Annotated in this window: 26 protein-coding genes; 13 read left to right on the top strand and 13 right to left on the bottom strand. The window is 66.4% G+C overall.

The genetic code is table 11. From position 1 onward, the window contains the following. Together ACOZ4H_RS04495 and ACOZ4H_RS04490 are read right to left on the bottom strand one after the other, a co-directional pair. Nucleotides 1-1,419, bottom strand: coding sequence for an LVIVD repeat-containing protein (locus ACOZ4H_RS04495; protein WP_424328170.1), 1,419 nt, complete (start codon nt 1,417-1,419; stop codon nt 1-3). A gap of 55 nt (nt 1,420-1,474) precedes the next feature. After that, on the bottom strand, nt 1,475-2,056 hold the full coding sequence (locus tag ACOZ4H_RS04490) for an LURP-one-related/scramblase family protein (protein WP_424328169.1): 582 nt from the start codon (nt 2,054-2,056) through the stop codon (nt 1,475-1,477). Nucleotides 2,057-2,172: 116 nt separating this feature from the next. On the opposite strand from ACOZ4H_RS04490, the gene uvrA reads away from it, so the two are divergent. From uvrA to ACOZ4H_RS04470, 4 genes are all read left to right on the top strand, one after another. Continuing rightward, complete coding sequence (gene uvrA, locus ACOZ4H_RS04485; protein ID WP_424328168.1) at nt 2,173-5,154, top strand: excinuclease ABC subunit UvrA; 2,982 nt, start codon at nt 2,173-2,175, stop codon at nt 5,152-5,154. Nucleotides 5,155-5,236: 82 nt separating this feature from the next. Next, a complete protein-coding gene (locus ACOZ4H_RS04480) occupies nt 5,237-6,004 on the top strand; it encodes a hypothetical protein (RefSeq protein ID WP_424328167.1) in 768 nt (255 codons plus the stop codon). A 168-nt stretch (nt 6,005-6,172) separates the two neighbouring features. Next, complete coding sequence (locus tag ACOZ4H_RS04475; protein WP_424328166.1) at nt 6,173-8,302, top strand: pentapeptide repeat-containing protein; 2,130 nt, start codon at nt 6,173-6,175, stop codon at nt 8,300-8,302. A gap of 40 nt (nt 8,303-8,342) precedes the next feature. Further along, nucleotides 8,343-9,317, top strand: coding sequence for a WD40/YVTN/BNR-like repeat-containing protein (locus tag ACOZ4H_RS04470; RefSeq protein WP_424328165.1), 975 nt, complete (start codon nt 8,343-8,345; stop codon nt 9,315-9,317). Nucleotides 9,318-9,359: 42 nt separating this feature from the next. Here ACOZ4H_RS04470 and ACOZ4H_RS04465 read toward each other — a convergent pair whose 3' ends face one another. Continuing rightward, nucleotides 9,360-9,746 (bottom strand): hypothetical protein, encoded by a 387-nt coding sequence (locus ACOZ4H_RS04465; protein ID WP_424328164.1) that lies wholly within the window; start codon nt 9,744-9,746, stop codon nt 9,360-9,362. A 122-nt stretch (nt 9,747-9,868) separates the two neighbouring features. Between ACOZ4H_RS04465 and ACOZ4H_RS04460 the strand changes: the two genes are divergently transcribed. The 3 genes from ACOZ4H_RS04460 (at nt 9,869) to ACOZ4H_RS04450 (ending at nt 12,578) form a co-directional block, all read left to right on the top strand. Next, nucleotides 9,869-10,294: a DUF5518 domain-containing protein gene (locus ACOZ4H_RS04460; protein ID WP_424328163.1), complete on the top strand. Its 426-nt coding sequence runs from the start codon at nt 9,869-9,871 to the stop codon at nt 10,292-10,294. A 98-nt stretch (nt 10,295-10,392) separates the two neighbouring features. Then, nucleotides 10,393-11,475 (top strand): geranylgeranyl reductase family protein, encoded by a 1,083-nt coding sequence (locus ACOZ4H_RS04455; RefSeq protein ID WP_424328162.1) that lies wholly within the window; start codon nt 10,393-10,395, stop codon nt 11,473-11,475. A 98-nt stretch (nt 11,476-11,573) separates the two neighbouring features. After that, nucleotides 11,574-12,578: an AI-2E family transporter gene (locus tag ACOZ4H_RS04450; protein ID WP_424328161.1), complete on the top strand. Its 1,005-nt coding sequence runs from the start codon at nt 11,574-11,576 to the stop codon at nt 12,576-12,578. A 19-nt stretch (nt 12,579-12,597) separates the two neighbouring features. Here ACOZ4H_RS04450 and ACOZ4H_RS04445 read toward each other — a convergent pair whose 3' ends face one another. Beyond that, complete coding sequence (locus ACOZ4H_RS04445) at nt 12,598-13,392, bottom strand: sulfurtransferase (protein WP_424328160.1); 795 nt, start codon at nt 13,390-13,392, stop codon at nt 12,598-12,600. A gap of 264 nt (nt 13,393-13,656) precedes the next feature. On the opposite strand from ACOZ4H_RS04445, the gene ACOZ4H_RS04440 reads away from it, so the two are divergent. The 3 genes from ACOZ4H_RS04440 (at nt 13,657) to ACOZ4H_RS04430 (ending at nt 16,692) form a co-directional block, all read left to right on the top strand. Beyond that, nucleotides 13,657-14,517, top strand: coding sequence for a sulfurtransferase (locus ACOZ4H_RS04440; protein WP_424328159.1), 861 nt, complete (start codon nt 13,657-13,659; stop codon nt 14,515-14,517). Between the two features lie 227 nt (nt 14,518-14,744). Beyond that, nucleotides 14,745-15,050: a hypothetical protein gene (locus tag ACOZ4H_RS04435; RefSeq protein WP_424328158.1), complete on the top strand. Its 306-nt coding sequence runs from the start codon at nt 14,745-14,747 to the stop codon at nt 15,048-15,050. Between the two features lie 409 nt (nt 15,051-15,459). Further along, nucleotides 15,460-16,692, top strand: a complete 1,233-nt coding sequence (locus tag ACOZ4H_RS04430; RefSeq protein ID WP_424328157.1) for an MBL fold metallo-hydrolase — start codon at nt 15,460-15,462, stop codon at nt 16,690-16,692. Nucleotides 16,693-16,721: 29 nt separating this feature from the next. Here ACOZ4H_RS04430 and ACOZ4H_RS04425 read toward each other — a convergent pair whose 3' ends face one another. Continuing rightward, nucleotides 16,722-16,901, bottom strand: coding sequence for a ribbon-helix-helix protein, CopG family (locus tag ACOZ4H_RS04425; RefSeq protein WP_424328156.1), 180 nt, complete (start codon nt 16,899-16,901; stop codon nt 16,722-16,724). 155 nt (nt 16,902-17,056) lie between these two features. On the opposite strand from ACOZ4H_RS04425, the gene ACOZ4H_RS04420 reads away from it, so the two are divergent. Beyond that, complete coding sequence (locus ACOZ4H_RS04420; protein WP_424328155.1) at nt 17,057-18,289, top strand: hypothetical protein; 1,233 nt, start codon at nt 17,057-17,059, stop codon at nt 18,287-18,289. A gap of 3 nt (nt 18,290-18,292) precedes the next feature. Continuing rightward, nucleotides 18,293-18,511, top strand: a complete 219-nt coding sequence (locus ACOZ4H_RS04415; protein WP_424330333.1) for a cupin domain-containing protein — start codon at nt 18,293-18,295, stop codon at nt 18,509-18,511. Between the two features lie 5 nt (nt 18,512-18,516). Here the strand turns inward: ACOZ4H_RS04415 and ACOZ4H_RS04410 are convergent, their stop codons facing one another. From ACOZ4H_RS04410 to ACOZ4H_RS04400, 3 genes are all read right to left on the bottom strand, one after another. Then, nucleotides 18,517-19,296, bottom strand: coding sequence for a hypothetical protein (locus ACOZ4H_RS04410; protein WP_424328154.1), 780 nt, complete (start codon nt 19,294-19,296; stop codon nt 18,517-18,519). Between the two features lie 39 nt (nt 19,297-19,335). Further along, the gene (locus ACOZ4H_RS04405) at nt 19,336-20,412 is read right to left on the bottom strand and encodes a CNNM domain-containing protein (RefSeq protein WP_424328153.1); all 1,077 of its coding nucleotides are present in this window, start codon (nt 20,410-20,412) and stop codon (nt 19,336-19,338) included. Nucleotides 20,413-20,495: 83 nt separating this feature from the next. Beyond that, on the bottom strand, nt 20,496-21,437 hold the full coding sequence (locus ACOZ4H_RS04400; RefSeq protein WP_424328152.1) for an oxidoreductase: 942 nt from the start codon (nt 21,435-21,437) through the stop codon (nt 20,496-20,498). Nucleotides 21,438-21,522: 85 nt separating this feature from the next. Here ACOZ4H_RS04400 and ACOZ4H_RS04395 point away from each other — a divergent pair, with 85 nt between their 5' ends. Beyond that, entirely contained in the window at nt 21,523-21,777 is a 255-nt protein-coding gene (locus ACOZ4H_RS04395; RefSeq protein ID WP_424328151.1) for a glutaredoxin family protein, read from the top strand. A gap of 59 nt (nt 21,778-21,836) precedes the next feature. On the opposite strand, the gene ACOZ4H_RS04390 is transcribed toward ACOZ4H_RS04395, so the two are convergent. From ACOZ4H_RS04390 to phoU, 5 genes are all read right to left on the bottom strand, one after another. Then, nucleotides 21,837-22,118 (bottom strand): hypothetical protein, encoded by a 282-nt coding sequence (locus ACOZ4H_RS04390; RefSeq protein WP_424328150.1) that lies wholly within the window; start codon nt 22,116-22,118, stop codon nt 21,837-21,839. Nucleotides 22,119-22,122: 4 nt separating this feature from the next. Continuing rightward, nucleotides 22,123-22,497: an ArsR/SmtB family transcription factor gene (locus tag ACOZ4H_RS04385; RefSeq protein WP_424328149.1), complete on the bottom strand. Its 375-nt coding sequence runs from the start codon at nt 22,495-22,497 to the stop codon at nt 22,123-22,125. A gap of 124 nt (nt 22,498-22,621) precedes the next feature. Further along, nucleotides 22,622-23,257: a thiamine phosphate synthase gene (gene thiE / locus ACOZ4H_RS04380; protein WP_424328148.1), complete on the bottom strand. Its 636-nt coding sequence runs from the start codon at nt 23,255-23,257 to the stop codon at nt 22,622-22,624. A gap of 43 nt (nt 23,258-23,300) precedes the next feature. After that, nucleotides 23,301-24,362, bottom strand: coding sequence for a PhoU domain-containing protein (locus ACOZ4H_RS04375; RefSeq protein WP_424328147.1), 1,062 nt, complete (start codon nt 24,360-24,362; stop codon nt 23,301-23,303). A gap of 2 nt (nt 24,363-24,364) precedes the next feature. Continuing rightward, on the bottom strand, nt 24,365-25,042 hold the full coding sequence (phoU, locus tag ACOZ4H_RS04370) for a phosphate signaling complex protein PhoU (protein ID WP_424328146.1): 678 nt from the start codon (nt 25,040-25,042) through the stop codon (nt 24,365-24,367). Between the last annotated feature and the right edge of the window lie 3 nt (nt 25,043-25,045).

The raw sequence follows: 25,045 nt of genomic DNA, 5'->3' as shown, positions 1-25,045 counted from the left end.
TCAGTCTTGCTGGCGTCGGGCGCGCCAGGCTGCCAGCCCGACCGCTGCGACCGCCGACCCGACGCCGAAGCCGGGGCCGCCGACCCCGAGGGAGGTGCCATCAGTGCTGTTAGCGCCGCCGCCCTCGTCGCCCGTGGCCGACGGGTCCGCTGTCGGCGTCCGTATCCGCGGGTCCGGGAACGTGTACAGTCCGGGCTGGACCTCCGTCCCCTGGCTCGCGTTCGTGCTTCCGGCGACGAAACAGCCGGCGGCCCGCTGTGCGGTCCAGAACGAGGTCGCTTCGGTGTCGCGCCACTCGAAGGCGAGTTCCGGAGCGGTCGGGTCCGTCAGGTCGTGGACACGGACGCCGCCGTTGTACCACGCGGAGTAACAGCGGTTGTCGGTCAGTTCGAAGTTGTGTGCCGTCGTGAGGATGCCCCCCGGCGACGGGTCCGAGGTCGGCGGCGGGTCGAGCGTGGACAGCCGTTCGGCGTCGGTCGGGTCGCTGATATCGTACAACGCGATGCCGCTCGGGCCGCCGCTGTCGTCGTCACCGAGGTCCCACGATTCGCCGCCGACGCCCAGCAGCGACGCGTCCTCGTCGACCGTCACGAAATGGTCGTTGCCCGGCGGCTCGCTCCGCTCGGTCCCAGGGTCCTCGATAGCGGCGAGGTCTTCGGGGGAGCGCCCGCGGACCTTCGCCACCAGCGAGATGTCGCTCGGCTCCGAGACGTCGACGATCCATGTCCCGCCGTCCCAGTAGGCCAGGTACGCCCGGTCATCCTGGACCCACACGTCGTGCAACGGCCAGAGGCTCGTCGGGACGTCGGTCCAGGCGTCGCCGGCGTCGAGCAGCGACCAGTCGCCGACTTCCTGTTCGGCGTCGACATCGGCCACGAGCAAGGGGTTGCCGTCGCGGTCGTTCGCGGTCAGATAGGCGTAGCGGCCGTCGAAGTCACAGTTGTGAAGACGTGTGTCCAGTTCGACGCCCGCGATTCGCTCCGGGTCCCGCCGGTCGGACACGTCGAAGACGACGAGACCGTGGGCTCCGTCAGCGGGGTGAGCGGGACCGGCGGCCAGCAGCCGTGAGCCGCTGACAGCGAGGTCCTGAACGCGCTGTATCGGTCCGCTGTCACTCTCAGCCAGCAGGTCGGTCCGTCGGCTGAGCAGTCGCGGACTGGTCGGCGTGACGAGGTCGACGAGCGCGATGCCGTCCCCCGTCGCGACGTAGGCCGTGTGTCCGTCGGGACTGGTGACGACCTCGTACACCGTCTCCATCTCCAGCACGCCCAGCGGGTCCTCACCGGTCGGGGTGTCGGAGGACGCTGGCTCGGCCGTCCCGTTCCCGGTCGGTGTCGGATGACCGCGGGTCGTCCCCGTAGCGAGTCCGACACCTGTGCCTGCGAGGGCGAGTCGTCGGAGGACCGTCCGGCGGCGCATAGCGGTTCCTGGGGGAGCCAGGGCAAGAAGGATTCCGGTGCTCCAGCGGGTCCCGTCAGTTCCCCTGGATCGCGTCGATGACCATCGCCGCGGCGATGATCGGCTCCTTTGGGACCGTGCTGGCGTCGTCGATAGTGATCTCGTAGCGGTCTTTCAGCGAGAACTGCCCGTCGATGTTGCCGACGTGGTTGCCGTCCTGGTCGGTGATTTCGTACTTGTGGGGAATCCAGCCGCCGAACGGGACGACGTTTCGGGCGATGGTCACGAGCGCGCCCTGGGAGTTGATCTCGGCGATCTTCGCCTCGGTACTGGCGTCCCGGATCTTCCACGTATCCTGAAAGATGGAGTAGTCGTTGTCGAGGATGACGATGTCCTCGCCGGTCTTGGAGTCGGTCAGGACGTAGTTGCCGGCCACGTCGATGATGCCGCCAGCGTTGACTTCAAACACCTCGTCGCCGTTTGCGTCGACGAACGGGAACTGTTCTTTCATCTTCAGCATCTTCTGTTTCCCGCGGAGGACGACGTTCCCGGCGGCGTCCATCGCCTTGTACTTGTTTCGGATCAGGCTCTGTTCGACCGTATAGCTGTCGTCGGAGAGGTCGATCCCCGCGATGTCGTACGTGGAGGGCGTACTCATATTATTTACCATAGAACACGCCGTAATCAAGCTTTCGACGGAACCAGTACCAATCAAGTACGGTTTCGGACGCAACCGACAGGGTTTCCCCCCTGCCGGCCAAGTAGAATTCAAGGATGAGCAAGGAGATAATCGAGGTCCGAGGGGCCGAGGAACACAACCTCAAGGACGTCGACGTGGAGATTCCACGCGAGGAACTGACAGTCGTCACCGGGCTGTCGGGGTCGGGCAAATCCTCGCTCGCATTCGAGACGGTGTACGCCGAGGGCCAACGGCGCTACATCGAATCGCTCTCCGCCTACGCACGGAACTTCCTGGGGCAGATGGACAAGCCGCAGGTCGAGAACGTCGAGGGGCTCTCCCCGGCGATCTCTATCGACCAGAAGAACGCCGCCAACAACCCCCGCTCGACGGTTGGCACCGTCACCGAACTGCACGACTACCTCCGTTTGCTGTACGCCCGCGTCGGCACGCCACACTGTCCGGAGTGTAGCCGCGAGGTCGGCGAGCAGTCCGCACAGAACATGGTCTCGCGGGTTCTGGAACTCCCCGAGGGGACCCGCGCGAAACTGTGTGCGCCGGTCGTCCGCGACCAGAAGGGGGCCTTCGAGGACCTGTTCGACGACCTCGTGAGCGAGGGGTACAGCCGCGTCGAGGTCGACGGCGAGGAGTTCGACCTCACGCTGGACCAACCCGAACTGGACGAGAACTACGACCACACGGTGGACGTGGTCGTGGACCGCGTGAAAATCTCGCCGGACGCCCGCTCGCGCATCACCGACTCCGTCGAGACCGCGCTTGAAGAGGCCGACGGGACACTGAAGGTCATCCTGCCGGACCCGCCCGAGGGTGCAGCCGAGACGCTCGGCGGGTCAGACGCCCGGGCAACGGGCGATCTCGCCGACGGAGACGAAGCGGACGACGGAGCCGCCTCGGACCGCCTCGTCGTCGAACTGTCCGAGGATCTGGCCTGTACCCACTGCGGCATCGATATCTCCGAGATCGAGACGCGGTCGTTCTCGTTCAACTCACCCCATGGAGCCTGTCCGGAGTGTGAGGGCCTGGGCGAGACCAAGGAGGTCAGCGAGGACCTCGTCATCACCGATCCGACGAAGCCGCTCAAGCACGTCTTCGAGCCCTGGAGCTACGACCGGACGTACTACTCGCGGCAACTGGACAACGTCGCCGAGCACTTCGGCATCGATCTCTCGACGCCGTTCGAGGAACTCGACGAATCCATCCAGCGGCAGTTCCTCTACGGGACCGACCGCATCGTCGACTTCCAGTGGCGGACCAAGAACGGCACCCGCGAGAAGAGCGAGCGCTTCGAGGGCGTCATCCCGAACCTTGAGCGGCGACACGTCGAGACGGACTCGGACCGCGCCCGCGAGCACATCGAGGAGTTCATGGCCACGACGACGTGTCCGGCCTGTGAGGGGACGCGACTCAAGGCGGAGTCGCGGGCGGTGCTCGTCGACGGCACCTCGATCACCGAGGTCAACGAGATGTCCATCAGCGACGCGCTGGCCCACTTCGAGGGGATGGAGGAGCACCTCTCGTCCCGGGACCGGAAGATCGCCGAGGAGATTCTCAAGGAGATCCGGGCCCGCCTTGGCTTCATGACCGAGGTCGGCCTGGACTACCTGACGCTGGACCGCGAGGCATCGACGCTGTCGGGCGGCGAGAGCCAGCGAATCCGGCTGGCAACGCAGATCGGGAGCGGCCTCGTCGGCGTCCTCTACGTCCTCGACGAACCCTCCATCGGCCTCCACCAGCGTGACAACGACCGCCTGCTGAACACGCTCGAAGAGCTCCGGGACCTCGGGAACACGCTGCTGGTCGTCGAACACGACACTGAGACGATGCGCCGGGCCGACCAGATAATCGACATGGGTCCTGGGCCGGGGAAGCGCGGCGGCGAAGTCGTCGTCAACGGGCCGATGGACGAGGTCATCGACACCGACGGGTCAGTGACCGGAGAGTACCTCTCGGGCGAGCGGACGATTCCGGTCCCCGACAGCCGCCGCGAGGCCGACGGCGAACTCACGGTCCGGGGCGCTCGCCAGCACAACCTCGCCGACCTCGACGTGTCCATCCCGCTGGGGACGTTCACCGCCATCACGGGCGTCTCCGGCTCCGGGAAGTCCACGCTGATGCACGACGTGCTGTACAAGGGGCTGGTCCGTCGGATGAACGACACCGACGTGAACCCCGGCGAACACGACGCCATCGACGGCCTCGACGCCATCGAGACGGTGCGGCTCATCGACCAGTCGCCCATCGGCCGGACCCCCCGCTCCAACCCGGCCACCTACACCAACGTCTTCGACCACATCCGCGAGCTGTTCGCCGAGACCAGCCTGTCGAAGCAACGGGGCTACGAGAAGGGGCGGTTCTCGTTCAACGTCAAGGGCGGCCGCTGTGAGGGCTGTGGCGGCCAGGGGACGGTCACAATCGACATGAACTTCCTCTCGGACGTGACGGTGCCCTGCGAGGAGTGTGGCGGCGCGCGCTACAACGACGAGACGCTGGACGTGACCTACAAGGGCGCGACCATCGCCGACGTGCTGGAGATGACCGTCGAGGAGGCCTACGACTTCTTCGAGAGCCACGGCGGCATTCGCCGCCGGCTGGAGCTCCTGAAAGACGTGGGCCTGGACTACATGCGGCTGGGCCAGCCTTCGACCACGCTCTCCGGCGGCGAGGCCCAGCGCGTCAAGCTCGCCGAGGAACTCGGCAAGAAGGATTCGGGCGAGACGCTGTACCTGCTGGACGAACCGACGACCGGGCTCCACCCCGAGGACGAGCGGAAACTCATCGACGTGCTCCACCGGCTCACCGACGACGGCAACACCGTGGTCGTCATCGAGCACGAACTCGACCTGGTGAAAAACGCCGACCACATCATCGACCTCGGCCCCGAGGGCGGCGAGAACGGCGGCGAGCTCGTCGCCCAGGGCACCCCGGAGGACGTGGCCCGGACCGAGGCGTCCTACACCGGGCAGTACCTCCGTGACCTCCTGCCGAACGTCGAGCTTGACGGGCCGCGGGCCGACCGCGAGCCGGCGGCCGAGCAACCGGCCGCGGACGACGACTGAAGCAGTCTGAGCCGCGGAGAGCGGCGATATCTGAGACGGCCACCAAGGTTTTAGTCGACGGCGAAACCTGATAGAGCCAGCTATGGCGCAACCGACAGCGGACCGCACCGAGCGGAAACGGGGTATCGGTGGGCTGGCGAGGCAGGCGAACCCGGCCTTTGCCGCGGGGGCGGTAGCCGTCCCGCTCATCGCGTTTGCGGGGGCTATCGCCAGCGGCAACATCCGGGCGCTGACCTACGTCCACGTGATGGCCGGGGTGCTGTGGACCGGCATCGACCTGTTCATGGGGCTCGTGTTGGGGCCGGTGCTCGGCGGCCAGGAACCAGAGGCGCGGGCCGACTTCTTCGCCTCGTTCACGCCCAAGATGACGTTCCTGATGCCGACGCTGGCGACGGTGACTATCAGCGGCGGCATCCTGCTGGCGCTCCGCCTCGGGAAGTTCCCCAACGCCGACCCGTGGCTGGCGATTCTGACCGCCGCGACGCTCATTCCGGTCGTCCTCCTCATCGGCTACCAGTTCGACGCGCTGACCGACCCGAAGACGCTGGGCATCCTCGGCGTGGCCGTCCTCGGCTCCGGCACGTATCTCGTGACGACGCTGCCGGCCTTCGCGATGACTTCGTGGTGGATCGTCGCCACGCTCGGTATCGTAACGCTGCTGTCCGTGCAGGGTTTCGGCGTCATCCTGCCCGGCGAGGTCCGCATCTACCGACAGGTCGTCTCCGAGAACCCGGACGTTGACCTCGTCTCAGAGATCGGGATGCGAAACGCCAGGCTCGGGGGCCTGCAGGGGCTGATGCAGCTGGCCATCGTCTTCGTGATGGTCGGCCTGCGCTGGTGGACGCCGTAGGCACGGCTCAGTGTCACAACCGACGGACAGCGCCGATATCTCCGGGACAGTCCACTCGGTGCTTGACCGGCAGATGTGTCGCCCGGCCGCTGGGGGAGATATGCGCTCGCCCGAGAGAACCGGTGTAGAAGCGCTTATGCCCCTGCCAACCGACCGCTTCTGGCAACGATGGCCTGGTCGGGGCGCGCCGGGAGTCGCTGTACGTTCACCGACGACCGCACAGAGTTCGACGGCGAGCACCGGGAGTGGGAGTGTCCACACGGCGCAATCGACGGCCGGGAGCGCTGTCCGTTCCACTGCCGGCCCGAGAACGTCCCGGACGACCTGGACGTGTCGGAGGCATTCCTCGACGCGATAGCGGGGGACGCCGCCGAGAGCCGGGCGGAGCGCAAGCGGGCGAAGCAGTTCCTCGGGGCCACGTTCGGCGACCTCGACCTGTCGAACGCGGTCGTCGACGCCGCCGACAACCATCCCGTCGACTTGCGGGGCGCGACACTCGGTCGGCTGGACTGCACCGGCAGCGAATTCGGCCAGCGGCTCGACCTCCGCGGGGCGACGATAACCGAGACCGCGCGGTTCGACGGGGCGTACCACGAAATCGACGCGAGGGGCGCGACGATTGCAGAGGGGGTGTTCGACGGCGTGACAGCGGACCGGGTGGACCTCCGGGACGCCCGACTGGAGACCGCCGGGTTCGAGAGCGCGGTGCTGGCCGAAATCGACGCCCGCGACGCGACGCTCGGGACCGCGGCCTTCGACCGGGCGTCGGTGACCGATGCCGCGTTCGACCGGGCGACCGTCGAGGACGGGTCGTTCCAGCACGCCACGCTGGAGATGGCCGACTTCGACGAGGCAGCGTTCGGGACGGGGGACTTCTACCACGCGACCTTCGACGAGGCGGACTTCCGGTGGGCGGAGTTCGACACGGCGCGGTTCTACGGGGCGACGTTCAGCGGCGGCTACTTCAACGGGACCAGCTACGACGAGGCCGTCTTCGAACGGATCGAGGCCGAGCGGCTCTATCTCCCGGACGTGCGGTTCACCGACGCGACCTTCGCCGACGCCGTCGTCTCGATGAAACTGGTGGTCCACGACTCGGCGTTCGTCGGCACCGACTTCGACGGGGCTGACATCGAGCGACTCGACGCCACGGACGCAGCGCTGGTGGGAGCCGCCTTCGCCGACGCGACCGTGGCGGACCTGGAGTTGGACGGGGCGACGCTCGCGAGCCCGCGGTTCGAGGACAGTACAATCGACCGGCTGCGCGCGACGGACGTGAGCTGTCTTGGCACGGTCCGCTTTCAGGACTGCACCGTCGGCACGGCCGCCCTGGAACCGACGGCCGTCGGACCGGACGGGGTCGCCGTCGTCTCGCTCTCGGGGACGACGGTCGAGGACGGCGCGTTCGGCCAGCCAGGCACGGGAGCCGCCGTGTACGACCTGGAGCGGGCGACGCTGGGGACAGTCCGGTTCGAGGGCGACCGGGCGGACGGCGTCCTCGACAGGGTCGCGTTCTACCGGACACGGTTCGCGGGCTTCGACTTCCGCGACGACGACGACCTCGACCTGGAGGGGGCGAACTACCGCCTCCACGGCCTCGATAGCGGACTCGGCGACGGCCTGCGGGCCGCGCTGGCGTACCCGGCCGCGCTCGACGACGCGGTCGAAGCCCTGGCGGACGGCGCGGCTTCGGCGGCCGACGAGCCGGTGACAGTGGTCGACCGGGCGGCCAAGCGGGCTGGGGACCGGACGCTCGAACCCGACGCGAGCGCGACCTTCAAGCGCCTCTCGACGGCGACGGCGGGGCGAATCGAGGCCGCCGCCGGCGAGGTGACGTACCTCCGGGCGAAAAACGGCGCGAACGACATCGCTGACAACACGGCGGCCTCCGAGTTCTTCATGTCGCAGTTGGCCTACCGGCGGCGCTGTCATTCCCGGCGCGTCCGCGACGGCGGCGCGTCCCTGCGAGAGCAGGGCCGGGCGCTCGCCCGCTGGGGGATGAACGCGTTCCTGTTCGTGACGACGGGCTACGGCGAGCGGGCGTCGTACACGCTCGCGGCGTCCGCGGCGCTCATCGCCGCCTACGCGGGGCTGTATCTCGCTATCGCGCCGGACCTGTTCGGGAGCGTCGGCCAGTACGCCCAGCTCAGCCTCGGGTCGTTCATCGCCTTCTTCCTCGGCGGCGTCGGCGAGGTCAGGGACCCGACGGTGAGCCTCCTCGCCCAGTCCGAGGCGTTCCTCGGCGGCTTCTTCGTCGCGCTGTACGTCTTCGCGCTGACGCGCTCGGTCAGTCGCTAGCACCGCCACCTTTCTTCGCTCGGGCGTCGTACCGTCGGCTATGGATACCGTCTACGCCGCGCTCGGCGACCGCGTCCTCGTCGGAGACGGCGACAGCGGCTGGGAGGACCGCTTGCTTGGCCACGACATCGAGTGCGTCGCCGCGGGAGCGGCCGAACCGGCCCGCGCTTTCGTTGGAACCGCGGATGCTGGCCTCCAGCGGACCATCGATGGCGGCGCGACATGGGAGCGGGTTCTCGACGCCGGCGACCGCGTGACCAGCGTCACAGTAAGCCCGCACGACGCTGGCGTGGTGTGGGCCGGGACGGAGCCGAGCGCGGTCTACCGCTCGACCGACGGCGGGGCGACGTGGACGGAGCGGTCGGGGCTGACCGACCTCGACTCGGCGTCGCGGTGGTCGTTCCCGCCGCGGCCACAGACTCACCACGTGCGCTGGATCGCCCTCGCGCCGGACGCCCCGAAGCAGGTGTACGTCGCCATCGAGGCCGGCGCGTTCGTCCGCAGTCCCGACGGCGGCGAGACGTGGGTCGATCACCCCGACGGCGCACGGCGGGACAACCACACGCTGGCGACCCATCCCGCCGCCCCGGACTGCGTGTACACCGCCGCCGGCGACGGCTACGCGCTGTCGACTGACCGCGGGGCCAGGTGGACCCACCCACAGGAGGGACTGGAGCATCGGTACGTGTGGGGGCTGGCCGTCCATCCCGACGACCCGGACTGCGTCGTCGTCTCGGCGGCCAGCGGCCCACGGTCGGCTCACAGCACGAGCGGCGAGAGCTACGTGTACCGATGGGACAGCGACCGGTGGCGGCAGGCGATGGACGGCCTGCCGGGACCGGAGGGCCTGGCCCGAACGGTCCTCGCCGCTGATCCAGGTGATGGCTTTCTCGCGTTGACGAACCACGGCCTGTTCCAGTCGAAGCGCGGGGAGACATGGATTCGGGAGGGGCCCGACGCCGGGGGCTGGCCGGCCGAGTACGACCAGGTCCCCCGGGGACTGGCCGTCGTGTGAGGTGCGGCCGAGCGAGTGGCCGGCGTCGGAGTCCGTCCGCAGCTACACAAGTCGGAGCAAGACGGCTCCGAGGCCGCTCGTCACGACCGTTGCAGCGGCGGCGAGAAGGAGGATTTTCGCGGCCTGTCGACGGTCGGCGCGAACAGCCTCGCTTGCATCGACGCGCCCGCTTTCCCCGCCCGACCCCGAGAGGTCGTAGCGGGCGAGCGCACCGAAGGCGACACAGAACCGGAAGTAGTCCTGAAATGCGCCGACGTACCCGCCGAAAACGAAGGGGATAGTCGCCCACAGCGACAGGTCGGGGACCGCGCCCACTGCAACGGCGAACACGATACCGGCAGCGACCGCAAACGACCCAATGGCCGACAGTCGACGGGCGCGGCGCTGGTTCGCTCCGATGTTGCACACCCCGGGCTGATACTCTGCCATAGGCGGTAACAGGAGACACACCGACAAATACGCCTTGATTCGGCCAGTGACGCGACGGTCGTTTTCGGACGGTTGTGTCATCAGGGATATGGTTTTTTATTCCGGCGGTCAACCATCCGGCTATGCCCCTCCAGTTCGAACTCTCGAAGACGTGGCAGTGCGCCCTTATCGGCGGCCTCGTCCCCGCATTGTTCACGCTCGTAGACGTGTTGCGGTCGGCGTCGAATATCACGTTTCACGGGTTGTTCCTCGGCGGTGCGGTCGCGGGGTATCTTGTCAAGCGCCACGGCGGGACGGGGAGCGCCGCCGGGGTCAGAGCCGGACTCATCGGTGGGATTCCGGCGCTCTGGTCGCTAAAGGAGCTGTTGGTAGCTATCCCGACGATCCCGAATCCGCTTTGGTTCCGGGTCGTCGGCGTCGGCATGGCACTGGCGGTCGGAGTGCTACTGCTTTTGCTCCCGATGGTAGTCGGTGGCCTGGCCGGCCGTTTCGGCGGCTGGCTGGCCGAGCGACAGGGCCATCCGCGGGTCCCCGCCACGGGGAGCTGACCGGGCGACCCGACGCTGTGGCCGCGGCACGGGCCAGTACGGCCCGCTGTCCGTCTGAATCGAGAAGCTATTTGGTTCGTGACACCGAGGGAACGTGTATGCACGATGTTGTGGTGGTCGGCGCGGGCCCGGCTGGGTCCCGGTACGCGCGCCAGGCGGCGAGTCGGGGGCTCGACGTGGTGGTGTTCGAACAGGGGGAGATCGGGAAGCCGCTGGCCTGCTCGGGCCACGTGAGCACTGATATCTGGGAGTTCACCGAGGACGCCCGCGACGAACTGTTCCAGAACGAAATCTCGGGCGCGCGGTTCCACACAGGCGGCCCCGGTAGCCAGGACCACCCCTTCTACAAGGACGAGATCATCTCGAACGTCATCGACCGCGTCGGCCTGGACAAGCACCTGGCTGGGCTGGCCCGCGACGCCGGTGCGGACGTTCGAGAAGCACACTCCGTCGTCGGCGTCACCGAGGACAGGGACGGCGTCACCGTGGAGGTCCGCGGCGATGACGGCGTCGAGACACACCGAGCGAAGATGGTCGCGGGCTGTGACGGCCCGAAGAGCCGCGTCCGGCGGGAACTCGACCTCCCGGAACCCGACGAACTGCTACACGGTGTCCTCGGGTTCAGCGACGAAGTCGACCACGGCGATTTCGTCGACGTCCACCTCACCGTCCCGCGGTTTTTCGCCTGGCGCATCCCGCGGGGCGAGGCCGGCGTCGAGTACGGGCTGGCGGTGCCGCCGGGCGACGACGCCCGCGGGCGCTTCGAGGCATTCATCGACGGCTACGGCGTCGAGACCGACCACCGCTGCTCGGGGCTCATTCCCATCGGCCCGCCGAAGCGGGTCACCGGCCGGCGGTCGTTCCTCATCGGCGACGCCGCCGCCCAGACCAAACCCTTCACCGGCGGCGGCATTCGCTACGGCATGACCGCGGCCGACCACGCCGCCCGTGAAATCGACCCCGAGGACCCGGCGACGCTGGGCGAGTACGAGCGGGCCTGGCGCGAGGACCTCCGGCAGGAGATCCGCCTGGGCCACGCGGTTCGGGCCGGCTACTCCGCACCGGAGCCGCTACAGAAAGCCGGGATGAAAGCCTTCGAGGGCGAGATCGGCGTCCACATGGACCGGCCGACGACGCTGTTCTCCCGGGAACAGTTGGCGGCGCTATTCTCCCGATCCTGAACGCCCGACGGCGACGGCCCCGTTCCTGGCCCCCGTAACGTGTTAGTGACCTGGCGTGTGCAGATAACGTTTTTATCGACCGATGGAAAAGGACGGGCGTGGTAACACGCCGACGGACCTACGTCCTCGCGGGCCTGCTCGTTCTCACCGGCTGCCTGACGACAGTCCTGCTCGCGCGAGTACTGTCGACGATCTTCTTCGCAATCACGGTCGCATACGTCCTGTTCCCCGTCTCGGAGTGGCTCGGACGCCACGGGCTCAACAGGCGGCTGTCGGCAGCGGTGACGACGGGTATCGCCTTCGTCAGCGGCACACTCATCGTCGTCCCGCTGGGAGCCGTGCTGTATCTGCGCCGCCGTGACCTGTTTACCTTCTTCCAGCAACTCCCATCGATCGTGACCCTCGAGTTCGGCGAGTTCAGCTACCCGGTCGAGATCGACCCCACGCTGACGGCCGCTCGGGAGACACTCACGGCTGTTGCGGTGGATCTGGCCGCTGAATCGCCCGTGCTGGCGCTGAAAGCCGTGCTGTTTGCGATTCTCGTCTACGCGATGCTCTGGCAGCCACAGGCTCCGAAAAAGGCCGTCTATCGGACGGTGCCGGCGTCGTATCACGAGGTCGTCAACCGCCTGCACCAGCGGCTCCGAGGGACGCTGTACGCGATATACGTCCTCCAGGCGGCGACGGCGTTCGGGACCTTCGTCGTGGCGTGGGTCGTGTTCTGGCTGCTGGGCTATCAGGGAGCGTTCGCGCTGGCCGTGGTCGCCGGCATCCTGCAGTTCGTCCCCGTTATCGGCCCCAGCATCGTCGTCCTTACCATCGCTGTCGCGGACCTCATCAACGGCAACATCACCGGGGCGATACTGGTCACCGTGTTCGGCCTCGTTTTCGTCGGCTTCCTCCCCGACGCGGTCATCAGACCGAAGCTCGCCCGCTACACGACCGGCCTCCCGGCCAGTCTCTACTTCGTCGGGTTCACCGGCGGGGTGTTGACGCTGGGCGTCATCGGCTTCATCGCCGGTCCGGTCGTCATCGCGCTGCTGGTCGAACTGTCGTCGCTGCTGACGAGCGAGCGGCAAGGGGACCAGCAGAAACTAACCTGAGACAGCGGTCGCCGAACGCTCAGTTCGTCTCCAGCGGTCGCCCCTGTGCCTCCCATTCGGTGAGGCTCCCCTCGTAGAAATCCACCTGCTCGAAGCCGAGATGCCGGAGGACGACGTACGTGTGGCTGATGCGCCGGGCGGTGTTACAGTAGAGGACGATCCGTTTCTCGGGGACGATGCCCGCACGTTCGAGAACGGACAGCGCCTCGTCTCGGGGTAACAGACCCCGCGTCTCGTCGTCGACGAGGTCCCGCCAGTCCAGCAGGACCGCACCCGGGATGTGGCCCGCGTCGTACTCCTCGTCTTCGCGAGTATCCACCAGCACCGCGTCGGGGTCATCTGCCGCGTCAGCGACCGCGTCCGGACCGACCAGCGGCGTCGCGTCGGGACGAGCCACCTCGTAGTCGGTCGGCTCGACAGTCGGCGTCTCGCTCGACGTTTCCCGTTCGAGTTGCCAACTGGAGAAGTCGCCGTCGAGAAGGTGGAGTCGGTCGGGATCGTGGCCGAACAGTTCCGCGGTGACCAGGAGCCGCGCGGCGAAGACGCCGTGGTGGTCGTCGTACGCGACGATCTCGCTCTCCGCCGTGATGCCGGCCGCCGAAAGCAACTGTGTCCACTCGTCCTTGTCGGGCAGCATTCCCTCACCGGCGTCGGATTCCGCGCCGTGTTCGTCTGCCCGGAACGAATCGAAGGGCACGTTCACCGCACCCGGGAGGTGCCCGAGACCGTCGTACTCCCACGCGTCCCGGACGTCGACCACCCGGAGGTCGTCACCCCGGTTCGACACCCACTCCGCAGAGACGAAATCAGTCATCGTCCTGGCGTTGCCGCTCCGCCCGCTTGAAAACTCCCATCGCAGCCGGTCGAAGGTGGTTGCAATTACTGCCGCTTCTCGTGAGAGAGCCGCCCAGTTTACACCCAGACATGGCACGCCATGGCCCGTGTCCGCTGGGCTGCTGAAGTACTGTCTGTCTATATATCCTAGTACAGGCAACATCTGCCGACACGGTGGACGAGTGGCCGAACATGCCGAAAGTCGTGGTAATATATGTTTGGTAGACTTACGATTCGATGCATTATGACTGAATACGCTAACGACGTGCTCGTCTCGGCCGACTGGGTCAGCGAGCATCTGGACGAGTTCCAGAGCGACGACCCCGCCCACCGACTGGTAGAGGTGGACGTCGACACGGAACTGTACGACGAGAGCCACGCACCCGGCGCTATCGGCTTCAACTGGGAGACGGACCTGCAGGACCAGACCACGCGGGACATCCTCGACAAGGATGACTTCGAGGACCTGCTGGGTTCCCACGGCATCAGCGAGGACTCGACGGTCGTCCTCTACGGTGACAACTCCAACTGGTTCGCCGCCTACACATATTGGCAGTTCAAGTACTACGGCCACGACGACGTGAAGCTCCTCGACGGCGGCCGCGAGTACTGGGTCGAGAACGACTACGAACTCACCGACGAAGTGCCCGAGTTCTCCGAAGTCGACTACGAGGCCTCCGGTCCGCGCGAGTCCATCCGCGCCTACCGGGAGGACGTCGAGAACGCCATCGAGCGCGAACTGCCGCTCGTCGACGTTCGCTCGCCCGAGGAGTTCTCCGGCGAGATCCTCGCACCCCCTGGACTCCAGGAGACCGCCCAGCGCGGCGGTCACGTGCCCGGCGCACAGAACATCTCCTGGGCGGCCGTCACCAACGACGACGGGACGTTCAAGGACTACGACGAACTCGAAGAGCTCTACGCCGAGTACGGCATCGAGGGTGACTCCACGACGGTCGCCTACTGCCGAATCGGCGAGCGCTCCTCTGTCGCCTGGTTCGCCCTGCACGAACTGCTGGGCTACGAGGACACCATCAACTACGACGGCTCCTGGACCGAATGGGGCAATCTGGTTGGTGCGCCTATCGAGAAGGGCGAAGCTGAGTAAGCGCAAGCGCACGAAGCTTCGTGGCGGAACGGGGAGCCCGCAGGGCGACCCGTGGAGCAGGGCGAGGCTGAGTAAGCGCAGGCGCAAAATCGGAGACCTACTTTCGAATTTTTGTGGCGCTATTCGGTGAGTGACAACACCCGTAACTGCGACAGTGACGACCGTTCCGAACGGCTATCTCCCGACCCCGAAATGTAACGTTGTCCCCAACCGTACATTCAAGTCAGATGCGGGTCGTACACCCGAATGTGGACCGAAAGGAACTCGAACGGGAACTCCGCGACGCCTTCGACCCCGACCCCGACATCGTCACGGTCGTGGCCAGACAGGCGCGGGACCTCTCGGAATCGGACCAGTTCGTGACCGACTTCGGGGCGGAGCTAACGGTGGGGGATGTCGTCGACAACCTCGAAGACGCGCCCGAGGACTATCAACTCGCCGAACGATGGAACTGGTGGCTGGGTGCGCTTGACCTCTCACACGGCGGCTACGCGCGGTTCAGCGTGCGACAGGACATCGACAAGACATCCTGACCTGCCGCTATCGGAGTCTCTGAGTGTGAAAAACGGGGCGACGCCAGTCAGTGTACGCTAAGCCCGTGTGCCTCTCGTGCGTGTTCGAGGAGTTCCTCCGTCGTGTCGAACTCCTCACCGCAACTGCACGTGTGGTACGTCGTCGGGGGTTGCTGGCGTGTCGCCATGACAACTAAACAATGAGCCCCGAGTATAATAATTGTTTATGCTAGCGTGATAACACTGCCCAGCCGACGTGTTATCTTCACACAATACCACAACCGAGAAGACCCCCTTGACAGTTCATAGCCCCTAAGAACCCGGATATCGTCGTGTTCCGGTTCATAGATATTCCGCCTGCCCGGCGGTTGATGGCACGATTCGGTCAGAACCGACGAACGGAAACGGACGGGTCGCCTCCGTCCCGGTAATGGATGTGCAGTTTCTCGGCGGGGCAGGTGAGATCGGCCGGAGCGCCGTCCTCATCGACGAGTCGCTGCTGCTGGATTTCGGAATGTTGACCGACTCGCCGCCACGGTTTCCGGTGCGGACGCCGTCGCCGGACGCCGTCGTCGTCTCGCATGGCCACCTCGACCACGTCGGGAACATTCCGGCGCTGGTGTCGGGCGACGCGCGGCCGCCGATTCACTGGACGCCGCCGACGTACGAACTGGCGATGACGCTCGCACGGGACACGCTCAAACTCCACGGTGGAACGGTCAACTGCCCATTCACCGAGACCAACGTCAGACGGGTCACGCAGGTGTCGGAAACCCACGGCTACCGCGAGTCGTTCGAGGCCGCCGGCTACGAGGTCACGTTCTACAACGCCGGCCACATTCCGGGGAGCGCGCACGTCCTCGTGGACGATGGCGACACCCGGTTGCTGTACTCCGGCGATTTCCATACCGACGACCAGCGTCTCGTCTCGGGGACGTCGGCCCGTCCGGCCGCTGACGCGGTCATCTGTGAGAGTACCTACGCCGATGTCGACCACGAACCCAGAAAGACAGTCGAGGAGCGATTCGTCGAGAGCGTCGAAACGACGCTCTGGGAGGGCGGCACCGTGGTCGTGCCCGCCTTCGCAATCGGTCGGACGCAGGAGATGCTGCTCATCTGCGAAGCGCACGACATCCCCTGCTACGTCGACGGGATGGGGAAGCAAGTGACCGAGATGCTCGGGCAGTACCCCGAGTATGTCCGCGATGCGGACGCGCTCCAGCGGGCGAAATCCCACGCGCGGTTCGTCACTGGCAAGGATGGCCAGCGCAAGCGTATCACCGACCAGAAGGCGGCAATCGTCACCACCAGCGGGATGCTCTCCGGCGGCCCCGCGATGACGTACATCCCCGAGATCCGCGGGAATCCGATGAACAAGATCACCATGACCGGGTATCAGGTCGAGGGAACGCCGGGGCGAGACCTGATAGAGACCGGCAGCGCCGAGATAGACGGCCGGATTATGCCGGTCAGCGCGCGCGTCGAGCAGTACGACTTTTCCGCACACGCCGACCGCGGTGGGCTGTTGGAGTACCTCGACAGCTACCGTGACACGCCGGTGCTCGTGAACCACGGCGACCGCTGTGAGACCTTCGCAACCACGCTCCGCGAGGACGGCTACGACGCGACAGCGCCCGAATTAGGTGCGACTGTCGCCGTATAACACGGCTATACAGGCGTTCTCTGCCCCGTTCAGTCCCTCTCGTCTGTGTCTTCGACGGCACGCTGTTTCAGCCACTCGTCGAGCAGATCGCGGACCGCGGCGTCCCGGTTGTCGCGGTGGTCGGCGAACGCTTTGTCGTCAATCGCGTCGAGCAACTCCTCGTCCAGTTCGATCTCAACCGATTCGAGGTCCAGAAACGCTTCGTCCATTGATTACGGGGAGTGGGACGGCCAGAGAAATATATCCTCGTCAGACAGCCGTCAGTCAGCCGCGTGACAGGGGCAGCGCAGGCAGCGAGCATGGGCCGGGATACCGGAAAACCGCCGTGCTTTGATTACGACGCTCGTCGTATCCCCACTCAGTGATGAGTTCTTTACAGCCCCTCATCGGTCCCCACCGGCTCGATGCGCTTGGCGCGTGGGTGGTAACCGGAATCCTCGTCGGTAGCACCGGACGATTCGCGGCCGCCGGCGAGCTGGATTGGGCAGTACTCACGGCGGTCCTCGTCGCGATAGCGGTTGCGGTACCACTCGCTGCACGGAATCTCGAAACGACGGTTCCCGCGGAGTTGCTCGGGCTGGTCGCAGTGCCGGTGGTCGTCCGGACGTTCGGCGGCTTCCCGCAGGTCACGCCGTTTCTCGTTGTCGCCGGGGTCGCGCTGTTGCTGGCCGTCGTCCTCGACGCGTTTACCTCGCTGACGATGACGCCGCGGTTCGCGACGGTGTTCGTCGTCATCGTGACAATGGCCGCCGCGGGCGTCTGGGCGGTCGGCATCTATGCGACCGACACGCTGCTGGGAACCGCGTTCCTCGACGGACAGACCGAGTTGATGTGGGACCTCGTCATCGCGGCGGGTACCGGTATTGTCGGCGGTATCGTGTTCGAACTGTACGTCGAGCGGTCAGCACGCATCGCCCGACTGCGCGTCTCGGAAGCGGGTTCCTCCGAGTTTGACCGCTCGGAAGCGTCCCTTCCCGGGAACGGTACGCACCATCGCATCGCTGTCCGGACGTTACAGGCTGTCCTCGGTGTAATAGCCGTATTCGCGCTCGTTCGGGGCAACGTGACGCTGCTCGTCAACAGCGGCGGCCCGCTGGCGATAACGTTCCTGCCGGCGCTGTTCCGCCGGGAGTACAGCTACGCGATGGACACCGGCCTCGTGCTGTGGATCACGGTGGCGTCAACACTGCACGCGGCCGGCGCCCTCGAACTGTACGAAGCGTTCGGCTGGTACGACAGCCTGACCCATGCCGTCTCGGCATCGCTCGTGGCCGGCGTGGGATACGCGGTCGCACGGGCGGTAGAACGTCACGCCCAGGCAGTCGTATTCAATCGCGGATTCCGTGCGACCTTCGTCGTCCTGTTTGTCCTCGCTGTGGGTGTCGGCTGGGAGATCCTTGAGTTCGCCAGCGGCGGCTTCGCATCGGTGGTCGGCGGCGAGGCGGTCCTCGCCCAGTACGGAACAAGCGACATCGTGAACGACCTCGTGTTCAACACATTCGGGGCGTTCTTTGTCGCGGTCTGGAGCACCGCCCACTTCGAAGGAATCGCGGCCCGGCTCAGCGGACGCGTCGGCGGTCTCGCTGGCAGAGAGTGAGCCATACGAAACCGGTCCGTCGGCGGGCCGGAAAACTATCACGAGGACAGCGACCGGTGGCTGTTCGTGGTCAGCGGTACCGGCGTCGTCACCGTCGATAGTCCCGCCCACCGGGACAACGCCGGCGACCTCGTCCGCAGCGAGGCTGGCGAACGCCGCGGCATCGAAAACGGCGGGGACGGGCCGCTGGAGACAGGCAACTTCTACACGCCGCCGCGGTAGCCGTCTCAGCTCTCGGTCCCGTCGGTCGGAGTGGCCAGTTCGTAGCAGTCCCCGTGCCGGATGATGTATCCCGTGTCCGATTCGGTCAGCATACGGGCCACCGTACCGGTAATAGTCGACCCCTCGCCCGACTGGAGCGCCGAATCGAGCGCCTCGGCCTGCTCGTCATCGAGCGATAGCGGTTCGAGCGTCACACACCGGTCGCCGGCTGTCGCTTCGACCGCAAACGTCCGCATGACTGGCTTGTCAGCATGGACTTCCCACGAGAACACGTAGTACGACCCGTTGTAGACGTATACCGAGCTATTCGGCTCAAAACCGCCTTCGTCGGAGTCGTATCTGTGTTCACCCGCCGCTATCGCGTCGATGGCGGCACGCCGGTCGCTGTCCGGGAGGTCGGCCACGCGAACCGTCGACTCGTTCCCGGGGTCGTCGACCTCGGTCACGCTGTACTCGTTGACGTACCCGCCGGACCCGCTGGTCCGCTCGGCTATTTCGTACGTCGCGCCGTCGAACCCGAAACAGTCGAATTCGTGAACCACGTGTGCCCACTCGCGATCCGTCACGTCCTCTGTGGGGTCGCGGATGGCCGCTCTGATGGCCGACGTCGTCTCGGAGAAGATACCGACGGTCGCCGATTCGGGCACCGCCGCGGCGTCGACCGGTGACAGAACTACCGGGGCCGGACTCGGCGTAACCGCCGTCGAAGGGTCGTCGCCGAATCCGGCACAGCCGGCGGTGAGCGTACAGGCAACGGTACCGAGGACGGTCCGGCGGGAGGGCATAGTCGCCGGTTTCCGGCCGAGCGGTAAATGCTTTCAGCGTCAGGCGACGCCGGCCGCGGCGTCCATCGGGTCCTGGATGTCGCCGACGACCTCTTCAAGCAGATCCGTGACCGTCACCAGCCCGACGACTTCGCCGTCCTCAAGGACGAACGCGAGTTCCTGGCGCTCGGCCTGGAACTGGTCGATGGCGTCGCTGACGGTCGTGTCCGGCGACATCGTCATCGGCGGCGAGGCGACGGCTTCGAGGTCGATTCCGTCCAGCAAGCCGCCAGACCCGTCCTGTTCCTCGCGCTCGTCGACGAGCGCGGGGATGTAAACGATGCCGAGGAACGCTTCCAGCGTCTCGCCGACGAGCGGATAGCGGGTGTGTGGCGTCTCGGCGATCCGCTCGGCGTTGGTCGCGTCGTCGTCAGTAGGCGACAGCGCAACGATGTCTTCCCGGGGGACCATCACTTCGCGGACTTCGCGGTCGCCGACGCGGAACGCGGAGAGGACCTCCTCGCGGCGCTCGTCGGATACGTCACCGCGGTCGAGGACGGAGCCGAGTTCGTTGCGCAGTTCCGCGCGGGATTCGATGCTATCGACTTCGGTTTCGAGCCACGCGCCGGACATCTCGACGCCGAACAGCCCGAGCGTCCACTTCGCGACGCCGTCGCCGACCTTGATGATCGGCGAGATGAGCCACGCAAAGTAGTACAGTGGGGTCGCGCCGTACCGACAGACGAACTTCGCGCGCTCGACGCCGAGGTACGTCGGCGTCTGCTCGCCGTGGGTCAGGTGGACGAGGTTGATGATGAGGAAGGCGATGGCCGCGCCGGCCCCGACCCCGGCCAGCGCGGAGGACTGGAAGTACGGCTCGAAGATGGCCGCGAGTGCCGGTTCGGCGACGATACCGACGGCGATGCTGGAGGCGGTGATGCCGACCTGACAGCTCGTCAGGTAGATCTCGAGGTCGTCGGTCATCTCCCAGGCGCGCCGGAGGCCGGGCTCGTCGAACTCCGATTCAGTGTACTGTCTGGCCCGCGTCAGCGCGAACTCGATGGCGACGAAGAAGCCGTTCGCGAGGATCAGGGCGAGTCCTGCAAGCAGCCTGGCCGCGATTTCGACTGGTTGCATGTGCCGCCGGGGTTCACGTTCCGGCGGTGAAAAAGTGGGGATTTCCGGTCCAGATCGCGTCCCGGAAGCACTGTCGGCCGTTCTCAGATGCTCTCGAAGTCGTACTCGACGCCAGTGAGGTCGGTCGAGACCTCCCAGAGCCGCTCGGCGGTTTCCTCGTCGCGCGAAGCGTCGTTCGACTGCTGGAACTCGGGCGCACCACGCATGTCGAACAGCCCGCCGGGCCCGATGTACTCGCCGCCGATGACGTCCTCGGCGGTGGCGGCGTACAGCATCGGCAGCGCCCCCCGTGCAGCGGATTGCGCGAAGACGGCGTTGGCGATGCCCATGGCCGCGGTTCGCAGCGTCGACCCCATCTCCCGCGGCCCGCGGAACTGGAGGTCGGTGTCGGCGTAGCCGGGATGGCAGGCGACGCTTATCACGTCGTCCCAGCCGTGGTTGCCGAGGCGCCGCTGGAGTTCGTAGGCGAAGAGGAGGTTGGCGAGTTTGCTCTGGCCGTAGGCCGACCACTTCCCGTAGGAGCGCTCGCGCTGGAGGTCGTCGAAGTCGATCTCGCCCATCTCGTGCGCGCCGCTGGACTGCGTGACGATTCGGGATTCGCCGTCGGAAGCGCGGAGCAGGTCAAGCAGGTGCCCGGTCAGAGCGAAATGGCCCAGATGGTTGACGCCGAACTGCGTCTCGAAGCCGTCGGCCGTCTCGCTCCGGGGAATCGCCATGACGCCGGCGTTGTTACAGAGGATGTCGACGGCGTCGTAGTCCTCGTGGAGGCCCTCGGCGAACGCCGCGACGTTCGACAGATCGGCCAGGTCACACTCGCGGACATCGAGCGTCGCGTTCGGAACGGCTTCGCGAATTTCCGTGGCGGCCGATTCGCCGCGCTCGACGCTCCGGCAGGCCATTACCACCGTCGCGGCCCTGCGAGCGAACGCCTTCGAGCCTTCGAGTCCCAGCCCGCTGTTCGCACCAGTCACGACCACGGTTCGGTCCGTCAGCGGGGGCATGTCCTCGATAGTCCAGCCTGTCATTGGCACAGGTACGGGCGCGAGACATTGAAACCCATCGACGGCGAGAGAGTGAGAGTCTTATGCCGTCGCCACTGTGTTCCCAGTGATGAGCGACGTGTCGGTCACCGTGTACACGCGCGAGGACTGTCATCTCTGTGAGGAAGCCGTCGAGACAATCGAGCAGGTCGCCGATGCTGAAGGTGTCACCATCGCGCTGGACCTCGTCGACGTCGATGAGGACCCCGGTCTCCGCGAAGAGTACGGCGAGCGCGTCCCCTACGTCTTCGTCGACGACTCGCCGGCGTTCAAATACCACGTCGACGAGCGACAGTTGCGAGAGAAACTGCAGCAGTCGGCGTAGCCGCGGGCGGGCTTAGATAGCCAGAGGAGACACGACAACAGCGATAGCAAACGGTGCCGTCAGTTCGAGTTCTCGACCCGGCTGATCGTGATGCGAACGCTCCCGAACGGCTTGAGCGTGAGCGCGTCGCAGGTGTAGAAACAGCGCCGCAGTCTCGCGGCCCGTCTCGCACCGACGACCAGACCAGCGAGCGCCGCGAGGGCACCGAGACCGGCGAGCGGTTGGCTGATGGCCCACAGTAGTGCGAAAAACGCGAGTAACAGGGCGTAGCTCGCCGCAATTCGCCGCCACGTGGGATTCAATCCGGGACGGTCACGCGGAGCGGATGGTGGTTGCTGCATTGTCTTAGTCAGCAGGCATCTCCCTCGTCTCGTCGAGGACTTCGAGGAGCCGTTCAGCGCGTGGCGTCGCGGTGTAGTACCGCCAGCGGCCCTCCTTGCGTCGCTCGACCAGACCCGCGCCGAACAGCCGCGAGAGTGCCTGGCTGACAGCGCCCTGACTCACGCCGAGCGCCGGTTCTAGCTCGCAGACGCACACCGCCTCGTCGGCCCCGGCGATGAGTCGGAGGGCCTCGTAGCGGGTGTCCGTCCCGAGCGTCGCGAGCGTCTGTACGTCCGCAGCGAGTTCGTCTTCCGACAGAGAGAGGCTAGCGGACGGACAGCAGTCCGATTCCGGACCGTCCCCCTCTGGCGGTTGTGTCTCTGACTGGTCTGAAGACATATTAGTGTGTTCTAATATTAGCGTGTGCTAATATAATGTTTTCGCAGCGACCAATCAGTGTCAGCAACCCACGGAAGAAATGTGAGAAGGTGTGAGCCGCGTAGTCAGAGCGAAATAAAACCGGTTAGCGCCCGTGCTCAACGGCGTCTACCAGATTTGCCGCCGCCGCGGCCGGGTCGTCGGCCTGCGTGATTGCAGTGATGACGGCGACGCCGTCAGCCCCCGCTTGGACGACCTCGGTGGCGTTTTCGGCTGTGATGCCGCCGATGCCGACGAAGGGAATGTCCACTGCATCGGCGATGGCGGCGACGCGGTCGGTGCCGACCGCGTGTTCGTCGTCGTCGATGTCGTCTTTCGACCCGGTGGCAAACACCGCGCCGACGCCGAGGTAGTCCGCGCCGGCCGCCGCCGCTTCCCGGGCATCTTCGACGGTCGAGACGGAGCGGCCGATGAGCGCGTCGTCGCCGAGGAGGTCCCGCGCGGCAGAAACGGGAAGGTCGTCGTCGCCGAGGTGGACACCGTCGGCGTCGAGTGCCTGGGCGATATCCACACGGTCGTTGACGATGAATGTGACGCCGGCCTCGCGGGTCAGTTCTCGCAGTTCCTGTCCCAGTTCGTACCGTTCGCGTGCGGACCGGTCCTTCTCACGGAGCTGGACGACGCCGACGCCGCCGGCAATCGCGTCCGCGACGAGTTCGTCGGTTGTCCGGCCCGCCGAGAGTGACGCCTGCGTGACGAGGTACACGTCCCAGTCAACCATAGCGGGTCTCCGGACCGACGGGTCTTGTGTGCTGTGTGTTGCGTCAGGATTCTGTCTCGGCCGTCGAACTCGGCGTGTTCGCTTCGTCGGTGCCGGCCGTCGAGTCGGCGAGCGCACCGTCGCGGACGGCCATCCGAAGCCCGAACTCGGCGATGTTGCCGCCGTGCTCGGCCGTTCTGGCGAGGCTGTCGAGGGCGCGCGTGAGCCGGTAGTCTACGTCTCCAGATTCGAACAACTGTCGGTCGAGATCGGTTATCCGCTGGCGCACGGCCCGGCGCGTGGCGAGGGTCTGTCGGGCGGTCGCGACGCAGGCGTCGCCGATGATGACGCGGACGGCGTCTTCGACCACGGTTCGAACGTCCTGCGCGATGTCGTCGAGGTCGGTGACGATGGTACCGGCGGGCTGGCCGTCGAGGCGGTCGGCGACGGTACCGATCCGTTCGGCGTGGTCGGCCACGCGTTCGAGTTCGTTCGCGGTCGCCCAGAGGCTGAACAGTTCGGGGCGCGTCAGCCCGAGCGCGTCAATCTCGTCGAGCCGGGCCAGTCCACGCTCGAAGTAGCGGTCGATCATGGCGTACAGCCGGTCAGCCTGGTTGTCGCGGTCAGCCCACCGGTCACTGGTCGCCCCGGTCGTGAGCGCGGCCATCGCGTCCCGTTGCATCGACAGCGCGACGAACTGGAGCTGGCGAACCGACTGCCTGACGGACACCTCGCCGGCATCGAGCAGCGTCTGGACCGTCACCTGCGTTTCGGTCTCCTCGGCGATGGTTACGCCGGTCAGGTTCCGGGTGACGCGTTCGATGGCCCGGTGTTGCTCGTCGGTGTAGCCATTGGGGGCTTCGAGGACGACGGACTCGACGCCGGCAGCGTAGGCCGCCCGAAGCAACTGCTCGATCTCGGCTGGGTCGTCGTTTCCGATTTCCAGCGTGAGGCGGTTCCGCGGTTCGGTCCGAGATTCTGGGGTCTGAATCACTAGCAGACCGTCGATGTGCGTGTGGAGGTTGACCGTCGTCCCGGCCGTACAGCCCTCCGATTCGGCCCACTCTTTCGGCAGCGAAACGGTGTAGGTCCCGCCGCCGACCGTCTGTATCTTTCGGGTGTCCATGCTTAGTAGATGAGTTCCGAGTCGGTTTCGACCATGTACAGCGTGCGCGCGGCGATGTTGACGGCGTGGTCCCCGACCCGTTCGAGGTCCCGCACGGTAAGCAGCAGCGCCGAAACCTCATCGAGAAGCTGCTCGACCGCCCAGCCGTCGTCGGTGTCGGCCTCCCGTTCGATGAGATCCCGGGCGACAGTCTCGCTGGCCCGCTGACAGAGCGCGTCGAGTTCGTCGTCGTCAGCCGCGATGGTGCGGCACTCTTTGATGTCTTCCCGCCGGTAGGCGTCGATACTGCGCTCGACCATCTCGGTGGCTTCCCGGCCAATCGTGTCGACGTCTATCTCGGGCCCGTGCCGGCGGTCGGCGGACTGCGCGTACTCGGCGAGGTTCGTCGCGAGGTCCGCGACGCGTTCGAGATCGGTGATAATCTTGAACGAGGCGGCGACGAAGCGGAGGTCGGTCGCGACCGGCTGCTGGAGGGCGAAGAGGTCGATGCAGTCCGCTTCGAGGTCGAGATACAGCTCGTTGATCTCGTCGTCGCCGTCGATGACCGACCGTGCCAGGTCCTCGTCGACGGACCGTAGCGCGGTCAGCGCCGCATCGAGTCGCTCGACGACGAGCTCGCCCATCGCGACCACGTTCGCCCGAAGTTCGTCCAGTTGTTGCTGGTACGACTCTCGTGACATAGG

Origin of the sequence: Haloarcula amylolytica (genome assembly GCF_049705545.1) — an archaeon.
GTDB classification, from domain to species: Archaea; Halobacteriota; Halobacteria; order Halobacteriales; family Haloarculaceae; genus Haloarcula; species Haloarcula amylolytica_B.
Note: the sequence above shows the minus strand (reverse complement) of the source record. Positions and strands in the feature narration are given on the sequence as shown.